The sequence below is a fragment of the Meiothermus luteus genome (assembly GCF_003574085.1).
GTDB classification, from domain to species: domain Bacteria; phylum Deinococcota; class Deinococci; order Deinococcales; family Thermaceae; genus Meiothermus; species Meiothermus luteus.
Genome location: NZ_QWKZ01000212.1, coordinates 1 through 944, shown reverse-complemented (window position 1 = coordinate 944; position 944 = coordinate 1). Strand labels below are relative to the sequence as shown.

Annotated in this window: 1 pseudogene; it reads right to left on the bottom strand. The window is 61.4% G+C overall.

Going from position 1 to position 944, the window contains the following annotated elements:
* Positions 1-890: pseudogene (locus Mlute_RS16710) on the bottom strand (transposase); the annotation flags it as partial.
* Positions 891-944 lie beyond the last annotated feature (54 nt).

Here is a 944-nt window from a genome sequence, read left to right as displayed (position 1 = left end):
TGAGGTTGTGGACCAGCAGGATGAGGTTCACCCGGGCCACTAGACCCCAGTAGGACCGAACCTCTATCCGGTGAAGCCCCAAAGAGCGTACCATCACGCTAAACCGGGTCTCGATCCAGTTGCGTACCCTCCCCAACAAGCTACGCTGACGCGTGACCCACTCTCTCCACCCCGTCTCCACCACCTTTCCTCCCCTAAGCCGGTAGGAAGGTGTCTTGACCCCCTGGACCCAGCGAGTCACGCGTCAGCGTATCTTGTACCCCCGGTCACCAAGGACCGCGGGCAAACCCTCCAGAAGCTCCCCTGCCCAGGTCTCCCGGGCATTCCCGGGAAGAAGAGTCCAACGAAAGAAGAGGCCCCGCTCGTTCATCACCGGCACAAGGACGTACCCGCCAAAGGCTCCCAGGGGACCCACCCCCACCGCGGCCTCAGGAAGAGAGAGGCCGTGGATACGGTGGCCGTGGGCCAGGGGGATGGGCTTGAGGTCTACCACCTGGAGCAGGCCTTGTCCCCCGGAGAGCTTTAAGGCGAGGTGGGCCAGCAGCCCATGAGCCTTCTGGAGGATCCGGTAGAAACGGGAGAGGTGGGGGAGGGAGGGGAAGTAAGCCTTCAGGGTAGTCTTGGCCGCGAGGTAGCCTTTGGCGAGGTCCTGGCCCTGGCTGCTTCCCCGTAGGGGAACATCTTGCGGAGGAGGAAGATGGCGAGGGCCAGGAGTTCGGCCAGGGTGGCCTTTTGGTGCTTTTGCTTTTTGGGGAGCTTGAAACCTTGAGCGACGAGGGCTTTGAGTTCGTCATCCACCCAAATGTAGGTAGCCACGATGAGGGTCTCTGCGTCAAGATGGTAGGTCAGCCAAAGGCTACGTTCTGGGGGTGCTCACGGTCTTGTGGCATAGCACCCCCTCTTTTTTCACACCCTGGGGGGACAGATCAAGTAGCACACGAAGG